The sequence below is a fragment of the Sphingomonas sp. Sph1(2015) genome (assembly GCF_001970915.1).
In the GTDB taxonomy this organism is placed as follows: domain Bacteria; phylum Pseudomonadota; class Alphaproteobacteria; order Sphingomonadales; family Sphingomonadaceae; genus Sphingomonas; species Sphingomonas parapaucimobilis.
Map to the genome: position 1 here is coordinate 39,168 of NZ_MQUI01000024.1, position 17,457 is coordinate 56,624.

The window sequence follows — 17,457 nt, forward strand, 5'->3', positions numbered from 1 at the left end:
CGGACCATTTGTCGTGTGTGCGAGAGGGGCTTTCCAACACCCCGCCAAAATTCTATACCGAGCGTTATGGAAAATGCTCTGCCCGCGTGTAAGGGCCGCCCGCGTGAATTCTGCGTCGATCAGGCCCTGGCCTCCGCGCTCCGTGTCTTCTGGAGCAAGGGCTATGAGGGCGCGTCGATGGCCGACCTGACCGAGGCCATGGGTATCACCAAGCCCAGCCTCTATGCCGCGTTCGGCAACAAGGAGGCTTTGTTCCACAAGGCGCTCGACCTCTATGAGGCGGAGAAACTCGCCTATATCCGCGAGGCGCTGGACCAGCCGACCGCGCGCGGTGTCGCCGAGCATCTGTTGCGTGGCGCGTTGAAGGCCATGACCAGCCAATGGGAGCCGAAGGGCTGCTTGGGGGTGATCCATTCGGTCGCCTGTGGATCGGAAGCCGAGTCGATCAAGGCGGAAGTGGTCGCGCGGCGGGCCTCCGCTCAGGCCGCGATCGTCGGACGTTTCCAGCGCGCGGTGGACGAGGGTGATCTGCCCGCGAATGTCGACCCGGCGGGACTGGCCAACCTGATCTACGCGGTACTGCAGGGCATGGGCGTCCAGGCAGGATGCGGCGTGCCTTCGGAGCAGCTGCAATCGATGGTCGATGCGGCGTTGGCGTTATGGCCCTCGCGCTAGGCGAAAATTTTTAGTACCGGTTGGTATGAAAGTCGTTGACGGCTGTACGGCGGATTAATATACCAGTCGGTATGGAAGGTGATCCTCACCTTCGCGAATGAAATGGCGAGACAGCAGGATGGGTGGCCCCGGTGCCGCTTCCTCGAGCGAGCGCGATGCTGGCCGGGGCAGGATGTTTCGCGCCGGAAAAAGGGGTTTGCATCATGGCCTATGTCGCTTTTCAGGAAATCGGTGCCGCACGGATCGCTGTCGATGCCGCCATGGCACAGCAGGGTGCGGCGGCCATCCGGGCGGATGCCCGTCTGTCGGCCTTGGAGTGGCAGGTGGTCGCACTGGCCCGGCGTGACCGCCTGTCCAGCCTGCGCGAGCCGGCCAAGCTGATCCGCGCGATCGGCAGCATCTTCGGCGAGACCCGCAACCCTCGGCTGGCCGATCCCTCGCTGGAAGCGCTCCGCCGGATGGCGGTGTTGAGCTGGCACAGTGGTTACAGCGTGCCCTCGCACGAGGTTCGCGCCTTTCTGGCCGCCGGTTACACGCCCGACCAGTATGAACTGATGGTCGACAGCATCGCGGCCGCGCTCAGTGATTCGCGTCGGCTGGCCCGGCCCATGGCGGCCGGGTAAGATGTGCCGAGGCGGGCGCGCGTCCGTGCCCCCTTGCCCTTCCCCGAAACTGACGTACCGTGTGGGGATCAGTGACGGAGAAGACCATGGCGGCCGTACTGCGTCTGAGCGACCCTTTCTCGATCATCACTCTGCCGATGATGGGGCCAATGGTAGGGCCTATGGCGGAGCCGGGGGCAGGCAAGCCCGATGGCGAACGCGCAATGCCGTGGGAAAGCCTGTTCGCCTGGCCCCGGCAGGGCGATCTGCAAATTCCCTTTGACGGCGGATCGCGCGAAGCGCGCGATATCTGGGCGACCCGGCTGGATCATGCGGTCGCCCATGCCGACAAGGCGGTGCTGCTCGTGGCGGAGGGGGCGGCCTGTCTCGCCAGCATCTGGTGGGCGCGGCTGTCGCCCAGCCATTATGTGTCCAGGGTCGCCGGTGCGCTGTTCTTCCAGCCGCCCGCCGCCGATCCGCTGGACCGGCAGGGCGGCCAACTGTTCGCGTCGCCCGAGGCGGCGTTGCCCTTTCCCTCTCTGATCGTCGACGGTGCGAGCCATAGCCCGGCGCTGGCCAGTATCTGTGGCGGCGGCCTGCTGGCGCCGCCACGCGCCGCGCCTGCGCCGACGGGCATGTGGCGTCAGGCGCAGCGGCTGATCGAGCGTTTTTCGGCTGGGGTGGTCGAACAGGATATGCGCGTCCTGCGTACGCTGGGCATTCCCGAACGCTGACATAAAAGCGGTCCGGCGGTTTGTGTGACCGCCGGACCAGTTGATCGCCACAGGGAGCTTCCTTTGGCGAGGCAGGAGCAGTGGGAAGCCCCGGAGAGGGGCTTGCCACCGAAGGAAAATCTAGCTGGCGTTCACGCCGCCCGGCGCCGCTTCATTGTCGAGCAGCACGTTGTCGCCAAAGGTCGCATTGCCATCGGTCAGCCCTTCGTCATTGGCCAGAAGCGCGTCATTCGTCACACCGGTATCGTCGAGGACCGTGCTATTGGCAGGCTCCGACCTGGAGCAGGCGGCCAGCGGTATGGCGGATGCGATCAGAAGCAGCGGAAGGGCATGGCGTCGCAACATCAATTCGGTCCCCTTGGTCGTTTATCCCGTGTATCGCCGCTCATCGGCTCCTCATGAGTAATGCATACTAAATCGATGGGATATAACCAGTGCAAATCTTGTCGGCGGAATAGATGGGCTTTCCTGCGCCTGGCGGTCTCCATGCTCGTCATGATGCCGGGCGGTGCATGGGCACAGGCCTTGGCGCCGCTCGACGGGAATGCTGCCCTGGCGCTGGATGCGGCGGAATATGCCACCCTGTCAGGGCAGGCGCCGATGGCGGCCGCACGCGAATTGGCGGTACAGGAGGCGTCGGTGCCGTTGACCGACGCGTTGAAGGCCGAGTTTGCCGACCGCCTCGCCGGACTGTCGGTCGGTCACGCGCCGTTCCATATCGACATATTGCTGACCGGCGATGTCCCCGTGGCGGACCGGGTCGTGCAGGTGGCGGGAAGCCCGGTGCTGGTCCGCTTCCGCACGGGGGCCTATGCGACCCACCATCAATTGGTCATTGCCCTCGCCCTGCATCAGACCGAAATCCGCGCCAGCCTGACCCAGCCGCCGGGTATCGGCGTCGATCCCCGGATCGGGGCACTGGTCGTGATGGTGGCCCGCGCGGATGCCGAGGCGGAGCCGGGCGATGCCTTGCGCGACCGGATCGCCCGGATCGCGGGCGTGCCGGTGCGGATCGCGACGCTGGATACGTCCGACAGCGATCTGGCGGACCTTCAAGGTGGCGCGCGGCTGACCGGCATCGATCCCGGCAATAGCCGCCGCTATGCCTGCACCAGCGGCTTCGTCGTCCGGCGCGGGAGCGACAGCGCGATCGTGACGGCGGCCCATTGCCCCGACGATCTGGTCTGGACCGATGCCGAACGGCGGCAGCATCCTCTGCCCTTTCTGGGCCAATGGGGATGGGGCTATCAGGACGTACAGGTGAATGGCAGCCCGGCTCCGTTGTCGCCCGCCATCTGGAGCGACACGACCAAGACGATCAGCCGCCGCATCACGGGGCAAAGAACCCGCGATCAGACCCGTGCGGGCGATATCGTCTGCCATCGCGGCGAACGGACGGGTTATAGCTGCGCCGAGGTATGGATACCCGACTTCGCGCCCGCCGGGGATTTGTGCGGCGGCGGATGCACCCCGACCTGGGTGGCGGTGCGGGGGCCGAGCTGTCGCAGCGGGGATAGCGGTGGGCCGGTCTTTCTGGGCGGCATCGCTTACGGCATCGTCAAGGGCGGCAGCTATCGCGGTGGCGACGGCAGCTGTGCCTTTTACTATTACATGTCCGTCGATTTCCTGCCCGACGGATGGTCCCTGGCGACCGGCTGAGGGATCGTATTGCACTGCGGCAGCGTTGGTTTTGCATCGACAGACAGCGATGAAGGTGACGGCATGAAGGCGATGATCCTGGATGCACCCGGCGGGCTGGACCGTTTGCGACTGGTGGACCGCCCCGATCCCGGTGCGCCGGGGCCGGGGATGATCCGGGTGCGGCTGCACGCGACGTCGCTCAACTATCATGACTATGGTGTCGTGGCGGGCCGCATGCCGACCCGGGACGGCCGTATCCCGATGGCCGATGGCGCGGGCATCGTCGAAGCGGTGGGCGAGGGCGTCAGCGACTTTGCGGCGGGCGACCCGGTTGTTTCCTGCTTCTTCCCCGATTGGCAGGAAGGGCCGCCCCGCATCGGCGACTTTTCGCGCGTCCCGGGCGATGGGATCGATGGCTATGCCTGCGAATTCGTGGTCGCCCCCGCGACGGCCTTCACCCGCGCGCCCAAGGGCTATGACCATGCCGAGGCGGCGACGATCACCACCGCCGGACTGACCGCGTGGCGAAGCCTGGTCGTCGATGGCGGGCTGAAGGCGGGCGACCGCGTTCTGGTGCTGGGGACCGGCGGCGTGTCGATCTGGGCGCTTCAGATTGCGCGGATGATGGGCGCCGAAGTGGCGGTCACCTCGTCCTCCGATGAAAAGCTGGACCGCGCCCGATCGCTGGGGGCTGCGCACATCATCAACTATCGCACTCATCCCGAATGGGGGAAACTCGTCCATGCATGGGCGGGCGAGGGTGTCGACCATGTGATCGAGGTCGGCGGGCCGGGCACGCTCGCCCAGTCGATCGACGCCGTTCGGATCGGCGGCCATATCGGGCTGATCGGGGTGCTGACCGGTTTTGCGGGGGACGTGCCGACCGCCACCCTGATGAGCAAGCAGGCGCGGCTTCAGGGCCTGATCGTCGGCAGCCGCCGGATGCAGATGGAGTTCGTCCGCGCGCTGGACGAGGCGCCGTTCCGGCCGGTGATCGACCGCCGATTTGCGTTGGACGATCTGGCCGATGCGTTTCGCTATCAGGAAAGCGGCGACCATTTCGGCAAGATCGCCGTGACCTTCTGATGACGGGGGCGCAGGGTATGACGAGTCGAGGCGTCGATCCCGACTGGCCGCATGTGGTGATCGTCGGCGCGGGGTTCGGCGGGCTTGCAGTGGCGCAGCAACTGGCCCGAGCGCCGGTGCGGGTGACGGTGGTCGACCGCAACAATTATCATCTGTTCGTGCCGCTGCTCTATCAGGTGGCGACTGCCGCCCTTTCGCCTGCCGATGTCGCCGAGCCGATCCGCCATGTGCTGGGCCGCTACCCCAATATCCAGGTCGTGCTGGGCGAGGTGACGCAAGTCGATACGGGTGCCCGGCAAGTGACCCTGGCGACGGGCGAGACGCTGCCATATGACCGGCTGGTCGTCGCGACGGGATCGACCAGCAGCTATTTCGGCCATGACGAATGGCGTCGCCATGCCCCGGCCTGCAAGTCGATCGAAGAGGCGCGGGTGATCCGCTCGCGTGTATTGGGCGCATTCGAGGAAGCGGAACGCGACGGGGCGGCGGACCGCGAGGCGCTGATGACCTTCGTCATCGTCGGTGGCGGCCCGACCGGCGTGGAACTGGCGGGGTCGGTGGCCGAATTGGCCCGCCATGCGCTGACCTCCGACTTTCGCCGGATCCGGCCGGAAACGGCGAAGATCATCCTGATCGAGGGCGGGCCGCGTATCCTCTCTGCTTTCCCGGACTCGCTCGCCGCTTATGCCGAACGGGCACTGGCGCGGCTGGGCGTGCAGGTGATGACCGATATGCCGGTCGAGGCGATCACCGCCGAGGGGCTGACCGCCGGGGGGCGGTTCGTCCCCGCCCGCACCGTCCTTTGGGGCGCAGGCGTAGCGCCCACGGGGGCGGCCAAGCTGCTCGGTGTGCCACCGGGTCCGGGTAAACGCGTGGCGGTGCGACCGGATCTGAGCGTCCAGGGACTGGAGAATGTCTATTCGCTGGGCGACGTCGCCGCCTGCCTGGACGAAGACGACAAGCCCTTGCCCGGCCTGGCGCAGGTCGCCCAGCAACAGGGCGCGTATCTGGGCAAGGCCCTGCGGGCGCAACTGACGGGTGGGCGCGCGCCCGAACCCTTCCGCTTCCACAATCGCGGCAATGCTGCGATCATCGGGCGTCATGCCGCGATCTTCGACTTCGGGCGGTTCCGGATGAAGGGGTATCCGGCCTGGATGCTCTGGGCGATCGTCCATGTCGTGCTGCTGGTCAATTTTGCCCAGCGTATCCGCGTCAGCCTGCAATGGCTGTGGCGCTATCTGACCTACCGGCGCGGTGCGCGGATCATCACCACGCCCTTCGTCCGCCCGCCCGGCTGATCGGGATCAGCGGATCAATTGCGCGCGCAGGTCGACCAGCGTCGCGCCGATATGCTCGGTCAGGAAACCGGCCACCCGCGCCTCGTCGCGCGCCAGCCATGCGTCGAGCAGCGCATGATGCTCCTCGTGCGCACGGTCCTCGCGACCGGCGGGTTTCAGATGCTGGACGACATAGCGTTCGGCGAGCACCTGCAACCGCTCGATCAATTGAAAGGTCAGCGCTGCGCCGAGCGGGCGGACTAGCGCCAGGTGAAAGGCGCGGTTCCGGTGCGCGACCTCGTGCAGGGCGTCACGCGCCGCGACGTCCAGCGCAGTCAGCGCCTCCCGTGCGACGGCCTGATCTTCGACCGTTGCCACGCGCGAGGCGCGGGCGGCCGCATCGGGTTCCAGCGCCAGGCGAAGTTCGTAAATCTCCTCCGCCTCGCCCGCACCCAGCGAACGGACGAAAAAGCCGCGATTGGCCTGGCTGGTCAGCAGCCCTTCCTGCTCCAGTCGGGCGAGCGCCTCGCGCAGCGGGATCTTGCTGACCCCCAGCTCATTGGCCAGCGCATCCTGTCGGATCGGCTGTTCTTCGGGCAGGTCGCCACTGATGATCCGCTCGCGAATGATCGTGAGGATCTGCTCCGAAAGGGTGCGAACGACAAGGCTCATGGATTCTCTCGTGCCGACAGGCCGGGGAGAAGCCTGTAATTTACGGTAAATGTTACGATCTAGCGGGTCAGCATAGACCCGATGGTCATGGCCTGCCAAGTGTGTATTACATATGCGGAACAGCTTGGCTAAGTTCCTGTAACCATACGGAAGCCGTCCCATCGGATGGCGCACGCCAGTCACCGCGCGGGGACAAGGCGCCGCCGGGCGAAACCTTGGGTCCGTTGGGCAGTGCCGATCGCTTGAACTGGCTGGTCTGGAAGAAGCGGGTCAGGAACCGCTCCAGCCAGTGCCGGATCGTCGGCAGGTCATAGGCGACCCGCGCATCCTGCGGCAGGTCCTCGGGCCAGCCGCCCGCTTCCGCGTCATGCCAGGCATGCCAGGCGAGGAAGGCGATCTTCGACGGCTTCAGGCCATAGCGGATGACGTAATGCGCGAAGAAGTCGTTCAGCGCATAGGGGCCGATCATCGCCTCGGTCGACTGCATCGCGCCGCTGGCGTCGGCGGGGACCAGCTCGGGCGAAATTTCCTGGGCCAGGATCGCCGCCAGAACGTCGTTCGTCGTCTCGTCATATTGCCCGGTGCGGATGCACCAGCGGATCAGGAACTGGATCAGCGTCTTGGGCACGCCCGCATTGACCGCATAATGGCTCATCTGGTCGCCAACGCCATAGGTACACCAGCCCAGCGCCAGTTCTGACAGGTCGCCGGTGCCCAGCACGATGCCGCCACGCTGGTTGGCGAGACGGAAAAGATAGTCGGTGCGCAGGCCCGCCTGCACATTCTCGAAGGTCACATCATGGACCGGCTCGCCCTGCGCGAAGGGGTGCCTCATGTCGGCGAGCAATTGCTGAGCGGCGGGGCGGATGTCGATTTCCTCCGCCGTCACGCCCAGCGAGCGCATCAGCGCCCAGGCATGGGCCTTGGTGCCTTCGCCGGTGGCGAAGCCGGGCATGGTGAAGGCGAGGATCCGGTCGCGCGACCAGCCCAGCCGGTCGGTCGCCTTGGCCGCGACGATCAGCGCATGGGTAGAGTCGAGGCCACCCGATACGCCGATGACCAGGGTCTTCGCGCGGCTGGCCTCGAGCCGCTTCGCCAGCGCCTCGACCTGGATGTTATAGGCCTCGTAGCAATCCGCATCGCGTCGGGCGGGATCGTCGGGCACGAAGGGAAAGCGGTGAACGGCGCGTCGCAGGCCCCGATCGCCCGCCTCCGCGCCGTGGACGAAGCCGATCCGGCGGAAACGCTGCTCGGGATGACCCGCAAAAGCGGCGGCATCGTTGAACGTCCCGAAGCGCAGGCGTTCCTGCACGATCCGTTCGACATCGATATCGGCGGTGGTGAGCGCGGGTTCGCGCAGGAAGCGCTCGGACTCGGCGATCGCCTCGCCCAGTTCGTGGATCAGGCCCTGGCCGTCCCAGGACAGGTCGGTCGTGCTCTCGCCGATCCCCGCCGCCGAATAGACATAGGCGCAGGCCGCGCGGGCCGACTGGGCGGCGGCGAGCATCGCCCGGTCGCGCGCCTTGCCGATGACGATATTCGATGCCGACAGGTTGCAGCAGATCGTCGCCCCGGCCAGCGCGCCCAGGGTCGAGGGCGGGGTAGGTGCCCAGTAATCCTCACAAATCTCGGTATGGATGACGAAGCCCGGCAGGTCCTCGGCGGCGAAGATCAGGTCGGTGCCGAAGGGCACGCTCTGGCCATCCAGATCGATGGTCAGGCCGGTCAGCCCCGCGCCGCTCGCGAACCAGCGCTTTTCATAATATTCGCGGTAATTGGGCAGGAAGGTCTTGGGCACGACGCCCAGGATCCGCCCGCACGCGATCACCACCGCGCAATTATAGAGGCGCCCGTTACGGGGCAACGCCGCGCCGACCAGCATGACGGGCGACAGCGCCGCGCTGGCATCCACCATCTCGCCCAGCGCCGCGAGCGTGGCCGCGTGCATCGCGCCCTGCAAGTGCAGGTCGTCGATCGCGTAGGAGGTCAGCGACAATTCGGGAAAGACGATCAGGTCAACGCCGTCTTCATCCGCCTTGCGCGCCAGGTCCAGCATGGCGTGCGCATTGGCCCGGGCATCGCCCACCGAAGCGGCGGGCGTCGCGGCGGCGACGCGGATCAGGCCATGGGTGTGAAGCGCGTAAAAGGGGTGGTCCTGCATCCGCTCGGGATAGCGGGGCGGGGGGAAGGGCGCCAGCCTGTGTGAGTTGCCAGGGGTTAGGATGTGAGGGGTTTCCCTTGGCCTTCGACTTCGCTCAGGCTGAACGGAGTGGAGGTTTGAACGACCCACGTCCCGACATCCGTTCAGCCTGAGCGAAGTCAAAGGCCACGCTTCCCCTATCCTGTTGCATTTCGTTAAACGCGGCGGGCTTCCTGAATCCGAGGTAATATGACCACCACTCTCTACGGCATCCCGAACTGCGACACGATGAAAAAGGCCCGCGTCTGGCTCGACCAGCACGGCGTCGCGTATCGTTTCCACAACTACAAGACCGACGGTATCGACGAAGCCACGCTCCGCCGCTGGGTCGATCAGCTCGGCTGGGAAAAGCTGCTCAACCGGGCGGGCACGACCTTCCGCAAGCTGGATGAGGCCGACCGGCAGGAGATCGATGCCGACAAGGCGATCCGGCTGATGCAGGCGCAGCCGTCGCTCATCAAGCGGCCGGTGCTCGACCGTGACGGCGCGCTGACCCTGGGGTTCAAGCCCGAGGCCTACGGCGAAATCTTCTGACGGACCAAGGGGGTGGAGCGCACGGCGGACACGGGTTAGAGGCTTTGGTCATGTCCACGACCTACACGCTCGACACCGCGACCAGCCGCGCCAATCCCACGCCCGCGCCGATGAAGCGGCTGACCGTGCCCGCCATCCGCCGTGCCAAGGGGCAGACGCCGCTGGTCATGCTGACCGCCTATACGGTGCGCTCGGCGCAATTGCTCGATCCGCATTGCGACATGCTGCTGGTCGGCGACAGCCTGGGGCAGGTAATCTACGGCCTGCCCTCGACCGTGCCGGTCACGCTCCAGATGATGGCGGCGCACGGTGCTGCGGTGGTGCGGGGCAGCTATCACGCAGTCGTCGTCATCGACCTGCCCTTCGGCAGCTATGAGGCCAGCCCGGAAAGGGCGTTCGAGAACGCCGCCTGGCTCCTGAAGGAGACCGGGGCGGCGGCGGTCAAGCTGGAGGGCGGCGTCGCGATGGCGCCGACCGTCCGCTTCCTGGTCGAGCGCGGCATCCCCGTCATGGGCCATGTCGGCCTGACCCCGCAGGCGGTGAACGTGCTGGGCGGCTATGGCGCGCGCGGTCGTACGCCCGAGGAGGCCGGGAAGATCATCGCCGACGCGGTGGCCGTGGCCGAGGCGGGGGCCTTTTCGGTCGTGATCGAGGGCGTGGTCGAGCCGATCGCGATCGAGATCACCCAGCGTATCGCCTGTCCGACCATCGGCATCGGTGCGTCGGCGGAGTGCGACGGCCAGGTGCTGGTGGGAGAGGACATGCTCGGCCTGTTCGACCGCACCGCCCGCTTCGTCCGCCGTTACGAGACGATGGGCGACCGTATCGGCGAGGCGGCACGTGCCTATGCCGAGGATGTCCGCGCCCGCCGCTTCCCGGGGCCGGAGCAGATCTATGCCCCGCGCGAGGGGGGATAAGCCAAGCCCGCTTCCCACGGGGGCCGCTCCTCGCTAAAGGTCGCGGCTTCTATATTGCCTTGATCCAGAATAGCGGAGCCCGTCTTGGCCCTAACGCCCCAATCCAGCCAGGCCTTTTTGAGCGAGGTCGACGACGAACTGCGTCGCGAAAGGCTGACGTCTTTCTGGACCCGGTGGGGCCTTATCGTCGGCGCGGCGATCATCGTCGCACTCGCGGCGTTCGGCGGCTATCTTTATTGGCAGCATCGCCAGCATCAGGCGGCGGGTGTCGATGGGGAACAGCTGCAGGCCGCTTATGACGCGCTGGGCCAGAACGACACCAAGACGGCGGGCGAGAAGCTGAAGGCGCTGTCCAACACCAATGTCGATGCCTATCGCGCGCTCGCCGAGTTCACCCAGGCCGACATTCTGTTGCAGAAGGACGACATGAAGGGCGCTGTGGCCCGCTTTGCCGCCATCGCCAACGACACGTCGCTGGCCCAGCCGTTCCGCGACCTGGCGCTGCTCCGCCAGACCATGGCCGAATATGACACGATGAAGCCCGAGGCCGTCGTGGCGCGGCTGGGCGGCATGGCGGTGCCCGGCAACGCCTATTTCGGCAGCGCGGGCGAGATGGTTGCTATAGCCTATCTGCGCATGAACAAGCGCGACCAGGCAGGCCGTTTGTTCGGCCAGATTGCCAGCGACAAGGATGTGCCCGATACGTTGCGGCAACGTGCGGTTCAGATGGCCAGCGTATTGGGGGTCGACGCGGTCGGCCAGAGTGAGGACACCAAGACCCAATGACGAAGCATTTCCGCACCTCGGCAGCGCTCGCCGCGCTGATGGCGCTGGGCGCCTGCGGGGTATTCAAGGGCGCGCCCAAGAAAACGCCGACCGTGGGCAATCGCATCCCGATCCTGGTGTCGGAGACAGGGGTCGAGGCGGACAAGACGATCGCCGACGTTCAGGTCCTGCTGCCCGCGCCCGAGGCGAACCCCGAATGGTCGCAGCCGGGCGGCAACGCCGCCAAGTCGATGGGCCAGCTCGCGCTGGCGGAGCAGCCGCAGCGCCTGTGGACCGCGACGATCAACGGCGGTTCGGCACGTGATCCGCTGGGCGCCGCGCCGGTCGTGGCCGAGGGCAAGCTGTTCGTCGTCGATGTCGAGGGCAATCTCGTCGCGATGAACGCCGATACCGGCGCGCGCCTGTGGTCGACCGGCATCACCGAGGGTGACGCGAACCGCCTTGCCCGCTTCGGCGGCGGGGCCAGCTATGACAGCGGCACGGTGTTCGCGTCGGACGGTCTGGGCGATGTGATCGCGGCCAGCGCCGCCGACGGCAAGGTGCTGTGGCGCGCCAAGCCCAGCGGCCCGTTGCGTGGATCGCCGACCATCGCCAACGGCAATGTCTATGTCCTGACCCAGGACAATCAGCTTTACGCCATCAACCAGGCAGACGGTAAGATCGTCTGGGCCGGGCAGGGGACGCTGGAGACACAGGGCGTGTACGGCGTCGCGGCTCCGTCGGCCAGCCAGGGGACGGTCGTCGCCGGTTTCTCCAGCGGCGAGTTGAACGCCTATCGTTATGAAAATGGCCGTCTGCTGTGGCAGGACGCGCTGTCGCGGACGAGCATTTCCACCTCGGTGTCGACCCTGTCGGACATCGACGCCGCGCCGGTGATCGACCAGGGCCGCGTCTATGCGCTGGGCCAGGGCGGCCGCATGGTCGCGCTGGAACTGTCGACCGGCCAGCGTCTGTGGGAGCAGAATTTCGCCGGGCTCTCGACCCCGTGGATCGCGGGCGAGTGGATTTTCCTCGTCACCGACGACGCACGTCTGGTCGCGCTGGCCCGGTCGAGCGGCAAGGCCCGCTGGATCGCGCAGCTCCAGCGTTTCCACAAGGAAAAGAAGAAGACCGGCGCGATCACCTGGTTCGGCCCGGTGCTGGCGGGCAACCGCCTGATCCTGACCAATTCGGAAGGGCAGATCGTCTACGCCAATCCGGGGGACGGATCCGTCCAGGCGGCGGTCGACACCAAGACGCCGTTTGCGCTGCCGCCGATCGTCGCCAACAATGTGCTGTACGTCCTCGACCAGAAGGGGCGGATCACCGCCTTCAAGTGATGCCATATCGCCCCGTGGGACATTTGTTCCACGGGGCGGCACATTTGTACCGCTATACGCGTGACGAAAGGCTCGCCTTTCGCTAACGGGGGGCGATGGCTAATCTCCCTATCGTCGCGATCGTCGGCCGTCCCAATGTCGGCAAGTCGACGCTGTTCAATCGTCTGGTCGGAAAGAAGCTGGCGCTGGTCGACGACCGGCCCGGAGTGACCCGTGACCGGCGCGAAGGCGACGCGCACTTGCTCGGCCTGGATTTCCGTATCATCGATACGGCCGGTTACGAAGACGAAGACCCCGACACATTGCCCGGCCGGATGCGCCGCCAGACCGAAGCGGCGGTCAGCGAGGCCGATGTCGCACTTTTTCTGGTCGACGCCCGTGCGGGGATCATGCCGCTCGACGAGGAAATCGCCCGCTGGCTGCGCAGCTCCGACACGCCGATCGTGCTCGCCGCCAACAAGGCGGAGGGCCGTGCGGCCGAACAGGGCATCCTTGAGGCGTTGGCGCTCGGCTTCGGCGATCCGGTCCAGCTGTCCGCCGAACATGGCGAAGGCGTGGGCGACCTGTTCGAGGCGCTGCTGCCCTTTATCGACCGTGAGGTTGAGGAAGAGGAGGAGGTCGACCTCGAAAACCCCTTCGCGCCGCTCAAGCTGGCGATCGTGGGCCGCCCCAATGCGGGCAAGTCGACGCTCATCAACCGTTTCCTGGGCCAGGATCGCCTGATCACGGGGCCGGAAGCGGGTATCACGCGCGATTCGATCGCGATCGATTGGGAATGGCACGACCGTGACGGCGAGGTGCGGCAGGTCCGCCTGATCGATACGGCGGGTATGCGCAAAAAGGCCAAGGTGCAGGATAAGCTGGAAAAGCTGTCCGTCGCCGACGCGTTGCGCGCGGTCGATTTTGCCGAGGTCGTGGTGCTGCTGCTTGATGCGACGCTGGGTCTGGAATCGCAGGATCTGCGCATCGCCGACCGTGTGCTGGAAGAGGGCCGCGCCCTGCTGATCGCGCTCAACAAGTGGGATGTCGCGGAAAGTCCGTCTTCACTGTTCAACGGCGTTCGCAAGGCGCTCGAAGACGGGCTCAGCCAGGTGAAGGGCGTGCCGCTTCTCACCGTGTCGGGAGCGACCGGCAAGGGTCTCGATACGCTGATTGAAGCCGCGTTCGAGACTCGCGCGGCTTGGTCGAAGCGTGTGCCGACCGGCGAACTCAACCGCTGGTTCGAGCGCGCGGTCGAGGCCAATCCCCCGCCTGCGCCCGGCGGCAAGCGGATCAAGCTGCGCTATGTTACCCAGGTCAAGTCGCGTCCGCCGAGCTTTGTCATCTTCGGCACCCGCGTCGATCAGCTGCCCGCCAGCTATGAGCGGTATCTGGTCAATTCGATGCGGCGGGAGCTGGGTTTCGGTGCGGTGCCGGTGCGCCTGACACTGCGTGCGCCGAAGAACCCGTTCGGCAAGAAGGATTGAGGGGGCGGGCGGCTCAACTGGAGCCGCCTATCCAACCACCCGTTCAGCCTGAGCGAAGTCGAAGGCCAAGGGGCTGGCATCGGCCCAAGGGCGCAACACGCGTTTTCCCGTGGCCTTCGACTTCGCTCAGGCTGAACGGGTGGGTGGGTGATGCCCGGGGACAGGGGGCGGGCCTCATGACCCGCCCCCGTCGCCTTATCCCTGAAGATGCGGAGCCGCGCCCGACTTGGGCGTATCGTTTTCCGCCATCGCGTTCAACTGGACATAGTTCTGGATGCCCATGCGCGCGATCATCTCGAACTGGCGCTCCAGCGTGTCGACATGCTCTTCCTCGCTCGCCAGGATGCGCTGGAACAGGTCGCGGCTGACATAGTCGCGAACTTCCTCGCAATAGGCGATGGCTTCCTTCAGCTGGGCGACGGCCTCGACCTCGATGGCCAGATCGCCTTTGAGCACTTCCTCGACCGTCTCGCCGATGCGCAGGCGACCCAGCAGCTGGAAATTCGGCAGTCCGTCCAGGAACAGGATGCGTTCGGCCAGCCAGTCGGCATGGCGCATCTCGTCGATGGATTCCTTATACTCGAATTGGGCGAGCTTGTAGACGCCCCAGTGGTCGAGCAGCCGGTAATGCAGGAAATACTGGTTGATCGCGGTCAGCTCGTTCTTGAGCGCCTCGTTCAAATACTCGATGACCTTCGGATCGCCCTTAACCGCCATCAATCCTACCTTTCATGACCGTGTTTGACCGCACCTTAGAAGACCATATGTCGCCCCGACAAGGCCCATTTCATCAGTAAAAATGCGTCGCGCTTTCATCTAGTGGGAAAGCTGTTAAGGGCAACATAAGTTATAAATGATGAGGTCAACCAGTGTCGGTGAGTGCGGCGGAGCAGCTGGCGCTGGTCATGGAACATGTCCGGCACGGTATCGTGATCTATGATTGGGACGAGCGGATCATCCTGATCAATCATTATGTTGGCCGTATGTTCGGTCTGCCGGACAGCGCCGTGACCAGGGGGTCGAGCCTGGCCGATTATCTCCACCATGTGGGCAATGCGGTGGGCTGGTCGGATGTTCGAAAGGCAGCCATCCTCGACAATCACCGGCAATGGGCGCGTGAGGGGGCGCGGCGTCAGTTCGACCACCATTTCGATGATGGTCATGTCCTGGAGATCACCTATCACCCGCAGCCCGATCACGGCGCGGTGCTGACCTTTGTCGATGTGACGCATGAGCGCGATCTGACGCGCGTCATTCGACAACGCGACGATCTGAATCGCGAAACCGTGGCCATGCTGGAGCGGGTGGGCCGGATTTCGGCCAACACCCGGCTGGTCGCCCTGAATGCGAATATCGAGGCTGCGCGGTTGGGAAACCAGGGGCGCGGATTCGCGGTCGTCGCCGAGGAGGTGCGCAACCTGTCGATCGAAACGTCGGATGTGCTGGTGGAGATCAGCCGGATCAACGCGGCGTCGCTCGAGCTTGCCGACGACAGGGATCGATAATGGCCGATATCGAGGGGAGGTTTGGTGGGCCCGGCAGGACTCGAACCCGCAACCTAGCCGTTATGAGCGGCCAGCTCTAACCGTTGAGCTACAGGCCCCACCGCAAATGTCGTTAGCGTGATGCAGCCGGACTTCGCAAGCGTCGTGCGGCATCTTTGCACAGGAAATGAGACAAAGAAAAAGGGCGCTTCCGCATGGAAAGCGCCCTTTTCCGACATAGCAGTCGGCGCTTCGGACCCGAAGGTCCGAGGCGGCTATTACTGCATGTTGTCCGCCTTGGCGTCGGCAGCGTCACGGACGTTGTCGGCAGCGGCGTTCATGTTGTCGGCAGCGTTCTCGAGGGTCGCGGCAGCAGCAGCGTTCGAGGTGTTGTCCGCAGCGGCTTCCATGTTGTCAGCCGACATTTCCATGTTGTCAGCCAGCATGTCCGCGTTGTTCTCAACAGCGGCAGCTTCCGGCGACTTGTTGCAGGCGGCGACGGACATCAGGCCGGCGGCAGCGAGAACGAAAGCGATCTTCTTCATTCGAATGCTCCCAAGCAAAGCAAAAATCGCGGCCGGCCCGAATGCCGTCGCGAAGCGGCTCAAATAACGTGCGGTTCATCGCGGTCAATCCGCAAAATTCACGGACAAGCAAGGTTCGCGACGAACCGATGGCACGGATCGGGCTTTTTCAAGGCGTTGACGTTACCAAAAGGTTACCATGAATCCGACGGATCAGCGTGGGCTGACCGGGCCGATCGCTTCGGGCGCGTTGGCGACGACCGCCAGCATGGCGGTCCAGGCGGCGACATTCTGGCGAAGCGCCGCCGGATCGACGCGATCCAGCACGTCGTCGGGCGTGTGATGAGTATCGAAATAATCCCATCCCGACTGGTTCAGGTCGATCCCGGCGGTCCCGAGCTTGATCGTCGGGCCGATATCGGTGCCGTCGCCGCCCAGGCCGCTGCCCCGCGTGATGCCCAGCGGCGCGAGCGCGGTCTGGAGCCGGTCCGCGACCGGCCTGGCGGTGGCGGGCAGGTTGACCTCGAACCGCCAGACCCGGTCCGCGCCGAAGTCGCTTTCCGATGCCGTGGCATGGCGCTCACCGGCATGGGCCTTGGCATAGGCCTCGCCGCCCATGCCGCCGACTTCCTCGGCCCCGAACCAGACGACGCGGATGGTCCGACGCGGCTGACCCGCATCCATGATCCGCTTGGCCGCCGCGGCGGTGATCGCGATACCGCTGGCATCATCGATCGCGCCCGTCCCGAGGTCCCAGCTGTCGAGATGGCCGCCGACCAGCACGATGCCCGCCGACGGATCGCTGCCGGGCACTTCGGCGATGACGTTGCCCGATTCGCGGGTGCCGACCATACGCGGGGTCAGGACCAGCTTCATGCGGACCGGCTGGCCCCGGCTGGCAATCCGCTCCAGCTGCTCGGCGTCGGGAACCGAGAGCGCGGCCGCCGGAATGGGCTTCACGCCCTCGGGGAAGTTGGTGGTGCCGGTATGGGGGAAGCGATGATGGTCGGTGCCGATCGAGCGGATGACGATCGCGACCGCGCCGCGCCTGGCCGCCAGCGCAGGGCCGGTGAAGCGCGCCGTGCCATAGGCGCCATAGCCCGAACCATCCTGGGTCCGGGGCATGGCATTGCCGATATAGACGATCTTGCCGCGGATCGCGTCATCGGGCGCCGATTGGAACGCCGCCATGCTGGGGAAGACCGCGACCTCGCCCGTCAGGCCGCCCGCCGGTGTCGCGCCCGAATTGCCGAGCGCGGCCAGCGTCAACTTCTGCGGGAAGGGCGCCAGGATTTCCGCGCTCTCGGCGCCGCGTTCCCACACCGGCATCCGATAGGGCTCGATCCGCACATTCTTGAAGCCCAGCGCCGTCAGCCTGGCCACCGACCATGCCCGTGCGCGCGCTTCGGCTTCGGTGCCGGCCAGCCGCTGGCCGACTTCGGTCGTCAGCCCCTCGACGATATCCCAGGCGACCGTATCGTTCAGCGCCGCATCGCGCAGCCGTTCGACCTCGGGAGCGACGGTTGCGGGCGGGGGCGGC

At 65.9% G+C, this 17,457-nt stretch carries 17 protein-coding genes, 1 tRNA gene and 2 pseudogenes; 13 read left to right on the forward strand and 7 right to left on the reverse strand.

What is annotated here, in order from left to right; all coding sequences use genetic code 11:
- Positions 1–66: 66 nt before the first annotated feature.
- From BSZ14_RS11225 to BSZ14_RS11235, 3 genes are all read left to right on the forward strand, one after another.
- On the forward strand, positions 67–675 hold the full coding sequence (locus BSZ14_RS11225; RefSeq protein WP_042482496.1) for a TetR/AcrR family transcriptional regulator: 609 nt from the start codon (positions 67–69) through the stop codon (positions 673–675).
- A gap of 203 nt (positions 676–878) precedes the next feature.
- Complete coding sequence (locus BSZ14_RS11230; protein WP_042482493.1) at positions 879–1,298, forward strand: hypothetical protein; 420 nt, start codon at positions 879–881, stop codon at positions 1,296–1,298.
- An 86-nt stretch (positions 1,299–1,384) separates the two neighbouring features.
- Complete coding sequence (locus BSZ14_RS11235; RefSeq protein WP_083748216.1) at positions 1,385–2,011, forward strand: alpha/beta hydrolase; 627 nt, start codon at positions 1,385–1,387, stop codon at positions 2,009–2,011.
- 120 nt (positions 2,012–2,131) lie between these two features.
- On the opposite strand, the gene BSZ14_RS11240 is transcribed toward BSZ14_RS11235, so the two are convergent.
- Entirely contained in the window at positions 2,132–2,356 is a 225-nt protein-coding gene (locus BSZ14_RS11240; RefSeq protein WP_042482489.1) for a hypothetical protein, read from the reverse strand.
- Positions 2,357–2,497: 141 nt separating this feature from the next.
- On the opposite strand from BSZ14_RS11240, the gene BSZ14_RS11245 reads away from it, so the two are divergent.
- From BSZ14_RS11245 to BSZ14_RS11255, 3 genes are all read left to right on the forward strand, one after another.
- A complete protein-coding gene (locus BSZ14_RS11245; protein ID WP_241823728.1) occupies positions 2,498–3,670 on the forward strand; it encodes a S1 family peptidase in 1,173 nt (390 codons plus the stop codon).
- 63 nt (positions 3,671–3,733) lie between these two features.
- Entirely contained in the window at positions 3,734–4,738 is a 1,005-nt protein-coding gene (locus BSZ14_RS11250; protein ID WP_076710990.1) for a zinc-dependent alcohol dehydrogenase family protein, read from the forward strand.
- A 17-nt stretch (positions 4,739–4,755) separates the two neighbouring features.
- Positions 4,756–6,036, forward strand: a complete 1,281-nt coding sequence (locus BSZ14_RS11255) for an NAD(P)/FAD-dependent oxidoreductase (protein WP_076711005.1) — start codon at positions 4,756–4,758, stop codon at positions 6,034–6,036.
- A gap of 6 nt (positions 6,037–6,042) precedes the next feature.
- Here the strand turns inward: BSZ14_RS11255 and BSZ14_RS11260 are convergent, their stop codons facing one another.
- Positions 6,043–6,687 carry a GntR family transcriptional regulator gene (locus tag BSZ14_RS11260; protein ID WP_076710991.1) on the reverse strand — a complete coding sequence of 215 codons (645 nt, stop codon included), beginning with the start codon at positions 6,685–6,687 and terminating at the stop codon, positions 6,043–6,045.
- 106 nt (positions 6,688–6,793) lie between these two features.
- Positions 6,794–8,848: an NAD(+) synthase gene (locus BSZ14_RS11265; RefSeq protein ID WP_076710992.1), complete on the reverse strand. Its 2,055-nt coding sequence runs from the start codon at positions 8,846–8,848 to the stop codon at positions 6,794–6,796.
- A 228-nt stretch (positions 8,849–9,076) separates the two neighbouring features.
- Between BSZ14_RS11265 and BSZ14_RS11270 the strand changes: the two genes are divergently transcribed.
- From BSZ14_RS11270 to der, 5 genes are all read left to right on the forward strand, one after another.
- On the forward strand, positions 9,077–9,421 hold the full coding sequence (locus BSZ14_RS11270) for an ArsC family reductase (protein WP_076710993.1): 345 nt from the start codon (positions 9,077–9,079) through the stop codon (positions 9,419–9,421).
- A gap of 50 nt (positions 9,422–9,471) precedes the next feature.
- A complete protein-coding gene (gene panB, locus BSZ14_RS11275) occupies positions 9,472–10,338 on the forward strand; it encodes a 3-methyl-2-oxobutanoate hydroxymethyltransferase (protein ID WP_076710994.1) in 867 nt (288 codons plus the stop codon).
- A 117-nt stretch (positions 10,339–10,455) separates the two neighbouring features.
- Positions 10,456–11,124, forward strand: coding sequence for a tetratricopeptide repeat protein (locus tag BSZ14_RS11280; protein ID WP_241823729.1), 669 nt, complete (start codon positions 10,456–10,458; stop codon positions 11,122–11,124).
- Positions 11,121–12,443: an outer membrane protein assembly factor BamB family protein gene (locus tag BSZ14_RS11285; RefSeq protein ID WP_076710996.1), complete on the forward strand. Its 1,323-nt coding sequence runs from the start codon at positions 11,121–11,123 to the stop codon at positions 12,441–12,443. The genes BSZ14_RS11280 and BSZ14_RS11285 overlap by 4 nt, the downstream gene beginning before the upstream one ends.
- Positions 12,444–12,538: 95 nt before the next feature.
- A complete protein-coding gene (gene der, locus BSZ14_RS11290; protein WP_042482462.1) occupies positions 12,539–13,909 on the forward strand; it encodes a ribosome biogenesis GTPase Der in 1,371 nt (456 codons plus the stop codon).
- Between the two features lie 195 nt (positions 13,910–14,104).
- On the opposite strand, the gene bfr is transcribed toward der, so the two are convergent.
- Positions 14,105–14,626 carry a bacterioferritin gene (gene bfr, locus BSZ14_RS11295; protein ID WP_042482461.1) on the reverse strand — a complete coding sequence of 174 codons (522 nt, stop codon included), beginning with the start codon at positions 14,624–14,626 and terminating at the stop codon, positions 14,105–14,107.
- Between the two features lie 158 nt (positions 14,627–14,784).
- Between bfr and BSZ14_RS20310 the strand changes: the two are divergent.
- A pseudogene (locus BSZ14_RS20310) lies at positions 14,785–15,138 on the forward strand (PAS-domain containing protein); the annotation flags it as partial.
- Between the two features lie 96 nt (positions 15,139–15,234).
- Positions 15,235–15,334, forward strand: a pseudogene (locus BSZ14_RS20315) (methyl-accepting chemotaxis protein); the annotation flags it as partial.
- Positions 15,335–15,436: 102 nt separating this feature from the next.
- On the opposite strand, the gene BSZ14_RS11305 reads toward BSZ14_RS20315, so the two are convergent.
- The 3 genes from BSZ14_RS11305 to BSZ14_RS11315 form a co-directional block, all read right to left on the reverse strand.
- Positions 15,437–15,512, reverse strand: a tRNA-Ile gene (locus BSZ14_RS11305).
- A 159-nt stretch (positions 15,513–15,671) separates the two neighbouring features.
- Positions 15,672–15,938, reverse strand: coding sequence for a hypothetical protein (locus BSZ14_RS11310; RefSeq protein WP_042482455.1), 267 nt, complete (start codon positions 15,936–15,938; stop codon positions 15,672–15,674).
- Between the two features lie 192 nt (positions 15,939–16,130).
- Positions 16,131–17,457: M20/M25/M40 family metallo-hydrolase (locus BSZ14_RS11315; RefSeq protein WP_076710997.1), on the reverse strand; the 1,327-nt coding region annotated here is incomplete at its 5' end.